Origin of the sequence: Clostridium sp. SGI.024 (assembly GCF_050315195.1) — a bacterium.
Classification (GTDB): domain Bacteria; phylum Bacillota; class Clostridia; order Clostridiales; family Clostridiaceae; genus Clostridium.
Genome location: NZ_JBNPON010000100.1, coordinates 1 through 7378, shown reverse-complemented (window position 1 = coordinate 7378; position 7378 = coordinate 1). Strand labels below are relative to the sequence as shown.

At 25.4% G+C, this 7378-nt stretch carries 12 protein-coding genes and 1 pseudogene; 9 read left to right on the top strand and 4 right to left on the bottom strand.

Annotated elements, in window-relative coordinates:
- Positions 1–253: 253 nt before the first annotated feature.
- On the bottom strand, positions 254–1129 hold the full coding sequence (locus ACQRD5_RS16370; RefSeq protein ID WP_427747056.1) for a transposase: 876 nt from the start codon (positions 1127–1129) through the stop codon (positions 254–256).
- Entirely contained in the window at positions 1110–1376 is a 267-nt protein-coding gene (locus tag ACQRD5_RS16365) for a hypothetical protein (protein WP_291631367.1), read from the bottom strand. The genes ACQRD5_RS16370 and ACQRD5_RS16365 overlap by 20 nt, the downstream gene beginning before the upstream one ends.
- Before the next feature lie 143 nt (positions 1377–1519).
- On the opposite strand from ACQRD5_RS16365, the pseudogene ACQRD5_RS16360 reads away from it, so the two are divergent.
- From ACQRD5_RS16360 to ACQRD5_RS16325, 8 genes and pseudogenes are all read left to right on the top strand, one after another.
- A pseudogene (locus tag ACQRD5_RS16360) lies at positions 1520–1750 on the top strand (ATP-binding protein); the annotation flags it as partial.
- 460 nt (positions 1751–2210) lie between these two features.
- Positions 2211–2459, top strand: a complete 249-nt coding sequence (locus ACQRD5_RS16355) for a hypothetical protein (RefSeq protein WP_291631365.1) — start codon at positions 2211–2213, stop codon at positions 2457–2459.
- Positions 2460–2566: 107 nt separating this feature from the next.
- Positions 2567–2980: a hypothetical protein gene (locus ACQRD5_RS16350; protein WP_291631363.1), complete on the top strand. Its 414-nt coding sequence runs from the start codon at positions 2567–2569 to the stop codon at positions 2978–2980.
- Positions 2937–3194: an HlyD family secretion protein gene (locus tag ACQRD5_RS16345; protein WP_427747055.1), complete on the top strand. Its 258-nt coding sequence runs from the start codon at positions 2937–2939 to the stop codon at positions 3192–3194. The genes ACQRD5_RS16350 and ACQRD5_RS16345 overlap by 44 nt, the downstream gene beginning before the upstream one ends.
- Positions 3195–3447: 253 nt before the next feature.
- Positions 3448–3585: a hypothetical protein gene (locus ACQRD5_RS16340; protein WP_291631358.1), complete on the top strand. Its 138-nt coding sequence runs from the start codon at positions 3448–3450 to the stop codon at positions 3583–3585.
- Positions 3558–3869 carry a hypothetical protein gene (locus tag ACQRD5_RS16335; RefSeq protein WP_291631356.1) on the top strand — a complete coding sequence of 104 codons (312 nt, stop codon included), beginning with the start codon at positions 3558–3560 and terminating at the stop codon, positions 3867–3869. The genes ACQRD5_RS16340 and ACQRD5_RS16335 overlap by 28 nt, the downstream gene beginning before the upstream one ends.
- An 85-nt stretch (positions 3870–3954) precedes the next feature.
- Positions 3955–4479, top strand: a complete 525-nt coding sequence (locus ACQRD5_RS16330) for a hypothetical protein (protein WP_291631354.1) — start codon at positions 3955–3957, stop codon at positions 4477–4479.
- Between the two features lie 286 nt (positions 4480–4765).
- Positions 4766–5068 carry a hypothetical protein gene (locus ACQRD5_RS16325; protein ID WP_291631352.1) on the top strand — a complete coding sequence of 101 codons (303 nt, stop codon included), beginning with the start codon at positions 4766–4768 and terminating at the stop codon, positions 5066–5068.
- A gap of 582 nt (positions 5069–5650) precedes the next feature.
- On the opposite strand, the gene ACQRD5_RS16320 is transcribed toward ACQRD5_RS16325, so the two are convergent.
- Together ACQRD5_RS16320 and ACQRD5_RS16315 are read right to left on the bottom strand one after the other, a co-directional pair.
- The gene (locus ACQRD5_RS16320; protein WP_291631350.1) at positions 5651–5938 is read right to left on the bottom strand and encodes a hypothetical protein; all 288 of its coding nucleotides are present in this window, start codon (positions 5936–5938) and stop codon (positions 5651–5653) included.
- Positions 5939–6266: 328 nt separating this feature from the next.
- Complete coding sequence (locus ACQRD5_RS16315; RefSeq protein ID WP_427747054.1) at positions 6267–6407, bottom strand: hypothetical protein; 141 nt, start codon at positions 6405–6407, stop codon at positions 6267–6269.
- 525 nt (positions 6408–6932) lie between these two features.
- Between ACQRD5_RS16315 and ACQRD5_RS16310 the strand changes: the two genes are divergently transcribed.
- Positions 6933–7106: a hypothetical protein gene (locus ACQRD5_RS16310; protein WP_291631349.1), complete on the top strand. Its 174-nt coding sequence runs from the start codon at positions 6933–6935 to the stop codon at positions 7104–7106.
- Positions 7107–7378: the final 272 nt, after the last annotated feature.

Genomic DNA, 7378 nt, shown 5'->3' with positions numbered 1-7378 from the left:
GTGTGCCCAGCACGGGCAACAACTTGACGGTGAAAGTCCGTTGTGGGCTTGGTAGTGGGAACAACTAGTCAATAACCTGACTTACGGACAGTTATTATCAAAATTATTGAATAAATTCCATAATAAATTTAGTTTTTAATTATTATGGAATTTACTTTTTGAACTAAATTCATTTTAATTGAATTTAAGTATAAATAAGTAAATAAAATTTTCTATTTTGACTATGTACCTTCTGTCAATACCAATTTTGTTATTATCCTTGATATATAGTAAAGCAGGTTTTTAAATAGTATTTCTTCCTGCAAGAATAGTAAGCTCTTTTAAACCATTTAATTCCTGTAGTAAATAAACTATAAATTCTAACTTTTTTTCCTTTAAGATTTTTGGTTGCACCTAATAAATTATTTTTCTTATCTTTGGTACAAGAAACTCCAAGGGAAATTATATAAGAATAAGCTATACAAACACAAAAATATAACATCTTAGAATAGTTAATATCATTACTCCACGTATCTTCTAAATTAAATCCATTACTTTTAAAATCTCTAAACATTTCCTCAATATCAAATCTTTTCTTATATTCCCTTATTGCATAAGGCTCGGAAATATTATTAGCTATAAACCATACATCATCAGCATCTTCAGCTTTGCATACAGCCATGTTACAAATGTATTCTTGAGCTGTTAGTTTAATATTGTAAAAATACTTTGTAGAATTTTTTGTTGGAATTATGTCAACCAGCTTGTTTATTTTTCCTTTACCGACAATGGATATTCCTAAATCTTTTGTACATCTAATACAGTATTTCCATTGAAGAACTTCATCTATGAACTTAAATAAATCAATACTTTTAAATCCTCTATCTGCAAGTATAGTAACATTAAATCCATAAGGAGTTAATATCTTATGTAGGAATTTAAGTCCTTCCTTTACATGAATAAAGTCTTTATTCCCATCTTGTTTATATCTAAATAACTTAAACCAAAGTGGAACAGCCCTTCTTCCTACTTTTAATGAAAATTGCAGTATTATAAACCTATCATCTATTGTTGTATGATCAAATATTATATAAATAGATTTTGATCTAAATTTATATTTTTTTAATAACTTATACGTAAAAAAACTCATAGAGTTTTTCAGGATTAATTGCTTTATTACTTAAAAACCTCTGAATTCTTTTCACTTTACTTGTTTCTGTACCTACTGAATAAGAGTCTTTTAGCTCTTGAGAAATTTTAGATAAAACAACTGATTGAGAGCATATTATTCCAATAACAATTGCAATTAAATTATTTAAGCGAGGAGCAGATAAAATTATCATTTTCTCTAGTGTTTTTTTCAATTCTGTAGTAAGATATTCTTGATCATTGATCATATAAAAACCACCTTTCTTTTGTAAGTTTTGTGTGCAAACTAATTTTACACTAGAAAAAGGTGGTTTTTTATATTTTTCAGAATAATTTTTTTGTTAAAATAGTTGTTTCCAGTTATATGGTTATTAACTGTCCGTAAGTCAGACCAATAGATAAGGAGGATTCAAAATTATTCTTTCAATTAATAGATATGAGATACGAAAAGAAAAGTACTATTATAACTACTAATATAAATTTTAATGCTTGGGATGAAGTTTTTTATGATCCAATAATTGCTAATGCTATTTTAGATAGAGTACTTCATCACGCTCATGTAGTTTCAATCACTGGAAATTCATATAGACTAAAAGATCACTTTAATTTTGAAGATAACTAAAACCTACATTCTTAAATGATCAAAAAGCTACAATATTAAGTTGACATTTATACGGTGGTGTGAGAGGACGGAAAATAAAATAATTATTTTCCTCCTACTCGATACAAGAAATTTAATATGTAGGTCTAAAGAGTTTCTATTTTAGTAGTTAAGAATTCGATATACCTACTTAAATTGAAGCTAACTTTATAATAAAGCTAATGGTTCAATTAAAAAATCCAATTTACAATCTTGAAAAACCATATGAAATAAAATCGCAGCTAAGAGTAACTAATTGTTTTTTTTGCAAGATTCATAGAAAGAGAAGAAAATCTACAATTTGCATATCAAAAGCTTGGAGTATATACCTTTGAAAACAATATTAAGCTAAAGGGAGATTCTTATACTGTATTTATAAAACAAGAAGAAGAAAACATTGTAGCTGATGTATTTATGGAAGTTTTGAAAGGTGGAGATTTATTTGAAAGTATATAACTTAAATGAAATTACTGATAGTAAAATCCTTTATGATAGAAAACCACCAGCTTTTATGAAATATGTTATTTTAATAGTTACATCATTAATTATAGCACTATTAATTTGGGCAAATAAATTAGTAAAAACTTATATGGTAAAAGGACAAGGTATTGTAGTTTCAGAAAATAAATCTCATATTATGACTAAAAATTCAGGAGAAATAAAAGAAGTGTTTATTATAGAAGGAAGTTAAAGAAGGAGATATATTATTTACAACTAATGGACTTGAAAGTGATCTTCAATTAGAAAAAAATAAATGCACAAATAAACAGCTATAGCAGAAGAATAGAGCTATTAAGTTTGGTAGAAGAAAATGCAACTAATGGAACTAATTATTTTGATAGATATAATGAAGAAGAAGTTGAATTTTACAATAAATTAAATGCAGCATATATAGCAAGAAAAGAATTTAATGTAGATAAAGAATCATTAAAAAATCATGGATATGAAGATAAGCAAATTGAGGAATATGCTAAAACACAAAAAAATAAATCTGATGAGCATTATTATAAAACTATTTCAGAATTTACAAGTGAAAAAAATCAATATGAATTAGAATTATCAAAATTAATAGCTCAAAAAGAAGCTTTAGAAAAGGGAAAGGAACAATATAAAGTAGTTGCACAAAAAAAGTGTAGTTATTCATTTAAGCACTCCATTAACCTCAGGAATGGTACTTCAAGGTGGAAGCTTAATAGGAACTATAACAAGTAAAGAAGAATTAATAATAGAAACTATGTTACCTTCAAGTGATAGACCAAGAATACATCTAGGAGATGAAGTAGCTTTAGCCGTAGGAGGATTATTACAATCAGAATATGGAACAATACCAGGAAAAGTAATAAGCATTGATGAAGATGCAACTATAGATAATGAAAAAGGAAATGTATTTTTAAGGTTAAAGTTAAACCAGAAAAAACATATTTAGAAGATTCTAAAGGAGAAAAAGTTAACTTAACCTTAGGAATGGTAACAGAAACAAGAGTTAAGTATGAAAAAATAACCTATATGAAATACATTTTAGAATTAATAGGAATTAAATTTAGTTAATTACATTGCATTAAGAGAAATTTTAATATAGTAAATTTAATATAAAAAGCGCGCAAATTAATTAATTTTATATTAAATATTTACAAACTTAAAAAGTTCTTTTAAAATATATAATAAAATGGAGGAGACAAATGAGTACATTTGTATTACAAAGACAATATGATTTACAATTACCAAGTAATTATGTAGAAATTGATAGGAATGAAATGGAATATGTTGATGGTGGATTAGGAGCTCCGAATTGGTTAGTAGGGGGGCTGTTAACTTAGCAATAGGTTCACTTGTAGGGGGTGCTACAGGGGGAGGAGCAATAGCATTAAGGAGTTTAGCTAAAAAATATGGATTAAGTGCTGCAAAAACTATATTTTCACAAGAGTTAAAGAAAAAACTAATGGCAAAGGCGATTTCAGCTAGCATAGCATCTGGGATTTCTTCTTTAGCTGGTGCGGCATTTGAGGTTATGATGTGGGCAGTAGATCTAGGAGCAAAATTTGCATCTTGGTTTGATTCAAGAGATCCTAGGCCAAATAATGGATGGTGTGATATTTCATAGTAAATTAAATAGATAAATAAGGTAGCCTTACATAATATTTTTGTAAGGTTATCTTATTTATTAATACGTATGGAGGCGAAGAATTATGGATTTTATTTCAGTAAAAGAGGGACACTTATTAACTATAATATTGCCGATTTTTTTGACTACTTCTAAGATTCTAACTTTTCTATATATTTATTATGATAATAAAAAAGTTAGAAAAATTTTTAATTATGGGTCATTAATATTTGGAGGTATTTCATTTACTTTTTTCTATTTTAATATTAATAAATATAGTGAGTATTTTTGTTTTATATGGTGTGGCTCTATAATAATTCCAATTATAATGTACAATATAATGTATAAGAATAAAGAGAAAGATGAGACTAATTATATAAATATATTTGAATTATTTATTATTAGTAGTAGTATTATTTGGGGACTTTTTATGATAATTATACCACATACAAGTATTTTTACATTGATTGGAGGAAAAATAAATACTGATATTGGCAAAGTATCTACTATAATATTTTATGTTTATGGAATAGTACAAACTACACTAGATAAGCCATTAGGAATAATATTAAAAAGAATTTCAAATGACATAAAAGATAAGCATATTTAAGATTGGAGATAGTAATGCATGATATAAAAAAGTTGTTTAATATAATATTTTACAGCATATTTTTAATAACAGTAGGCATAGCATACTTTTTAATTTTAACAATTGGTATAAATTATATAATAGATAGAAGACATAAACATTACTTAATGATTAGCATGACGACAACAAATAGCATTATTTGTTATATATTACCTATAATAATAATATATTTTATATTGAAATTAAATATAAAAGTATATGGGAATTTAAAGTTAAGAATGGTGTTTGGAAAGAATTATTTTATATATTGGCTTATTACATCTGTTCTTATTATAGGAAATATATATATAGTGTAAATAACTATATAATTATAAAAGAAGATGTTATTATTAAGTGTAATTTATTACCAATATTTAATAAAGTTTATAATTATTCAGATATAAAAGAAGTATTAATAGGAGTTAATAAATATAGCAAAAATAATGTAAGATTATATTATAATATTATATTCACTAATGAGTATAATATGAATTTAACAAAAGGATTGCTAGGAGAAACTTATGATATTGATGATTTATTAGAAGTTAACAAAAAAATGATACTAATGTAAACAGGAAGATAGACATTTCTAACTTATATATACTTACTGTTAATATGGATACTGAAACTAAGAAGAAATATGAATATATATTTAATAATAAGCGTTAAATAAAAAACTAAATTCCGTTTTAGCATAATCTATTGTAACTGCAAGGGCAAAGTCAGTTTTATATATAAATTTAGTAGTAAAAACACTTAAATTAAGCTATAATTTTTATAAGATAATCGTTTTTCTAGGGTTTTTAAACATGAGTAATAAGGCTACGGAATCGTGCTTGTAAGACTAAGTTCCGTTTGCCTTATTTTTGCATGATTAAGTTCCATTAATACTTGCCATAGATTTTTGATATCTTATTTTTTTAAAAGTGCAGTTTTTAGATGTATTTCATCTGCTAGTATATGTTTTAATGATAGCTTTTCTAGCAGTGAATTATCTAATAACATTTGGGCTAGTTTGAATGGCGTATTTCCATTTAAACTGGCTCGTGCTTGTACTATTAATATGATTCATCATTAAAGTAATATCTTCTTGAGTATGGTTTTTTAATGATATTCCTTTAGGTATTATATACCGTATGTATTCGTGATTCTTTTATACGTAAGGCTTCTGGTAAGAAGCCATCGGGTTATAGTAAAATATTTTAGTTCTTTGATCTACTTCATTGTCTAATTCTAATGAATTAGGGTCTTTAAATTCAGAACCGTTATCAGTTAAAATAACAGGAAAATGCCTTTTGAAATCATCATATAATTTATCTATAGCTTCTTTTACAGCTACTTCCGTGCAACTATCAATAATAAAAGCTATCATTAATGAACAATTTCTAAAAATAAAGGTTAGTAGAACTTTGCCACTAAATGTGCCGTGGACAGTATCCATTTCTACTACTGGAATATTAGGATTATCTTCAATGAATTTAACAAAATCAGTAAAGGTTCTACCAATTCTATAATTAGATTCTTTAATTATAGGAGGTGTAGACTTTTTTCTAGGTTTATACTTAACTTTTCTAGGTAAATCAATGTTTCTAGCTGTAAAGCATTTTTATCAAAATAATTATATAAAGTTCTTTCACAACAATTTATTTCTTTCTTATGATGAGTGAAAATATGAAATAAAGATTGTCCCCTAAAAATAAGTGGAGATATTATATCATCTATATTCTTTAACTCCTTTGATGTTATATTAAGCCCTTCTCTAGATAATATTAACAGTTCTCTATACTTTGTATCTGTAATTTTAGATTTATAGTATTGCTTTTCAGCCGTACACGTAGTAGTTGTACTACAGCCATTACAAACATATAGGTATCAACTAAACTTAGAGAATTTCTTACTAGTATATTCATTACAAGTTCTATAGCAATTTATAAAACTACATTTCTTACATTGCTTACCACAAGTATCAGTGCATAAGCTTGTTTTGGTGCAACTTCTTCGATGTTGGCACGGTTGTATATCCTTTTCTTTTCTCTTATTCACTTTAAGAAATCTATTTCGCTTAATCTCTTTAGAGATGGTAGTTAAATCATTCTTAATTATTTCAGATATTTCTTTTAATGTATAATTTTGATCTAATTCATATTCAATTATAAGGCGTCTTCAATTATAAGGTGTTTTCCTTTGCATAGTTTATTATTTGATATGATTAATACTCCTAATATGCTAAGGACAAATATCAAATTAATTATATCAGATACTTTGCAAAACTAACTTCTGTTTAAGTAAAAAACGGAAATTACTTTTTCAATTTACATCTTGAATTCTTTTAAGGTTTATTTTTTTCATTTAAATACAATATATATAAAAATAAAGTATTACAGTATATAATTGGTATATGGAATAAGTTTTATATAGAAATAATGGAGGATAATATGAAGAAAGAAGTAGTATTATTAATAATTATTATGATAGCAATGATTTTAAATGATATATTTATGGCATTAGATTTAGTTTGGTATATAGAATTATTACCTTTTATTATAGTTATAATAGGTTATATTATAATACTACTAATTGGTAGAAAAAATAAAAATAGTATTAGTTAGAATAATAGGATTTTTATTAAAGTATGAATATATTTTTATGGATGAACCTTTTGGAACTATTGATTTTATAAGTACTGAATATATTATGAGGCTATTAAAAAATATAGAGATATGAATAATGGAATAATTATATCTACTTATAATAGATATTGCTCAGGAAATAGCTGATGAAATCTTATTTATAAATAATGGTGAAGTACACCAAATAATAAATGGTTTTACTGATACTTTTATAACTGTTTTTTTATTAATACAACAATTACACTTAAAAA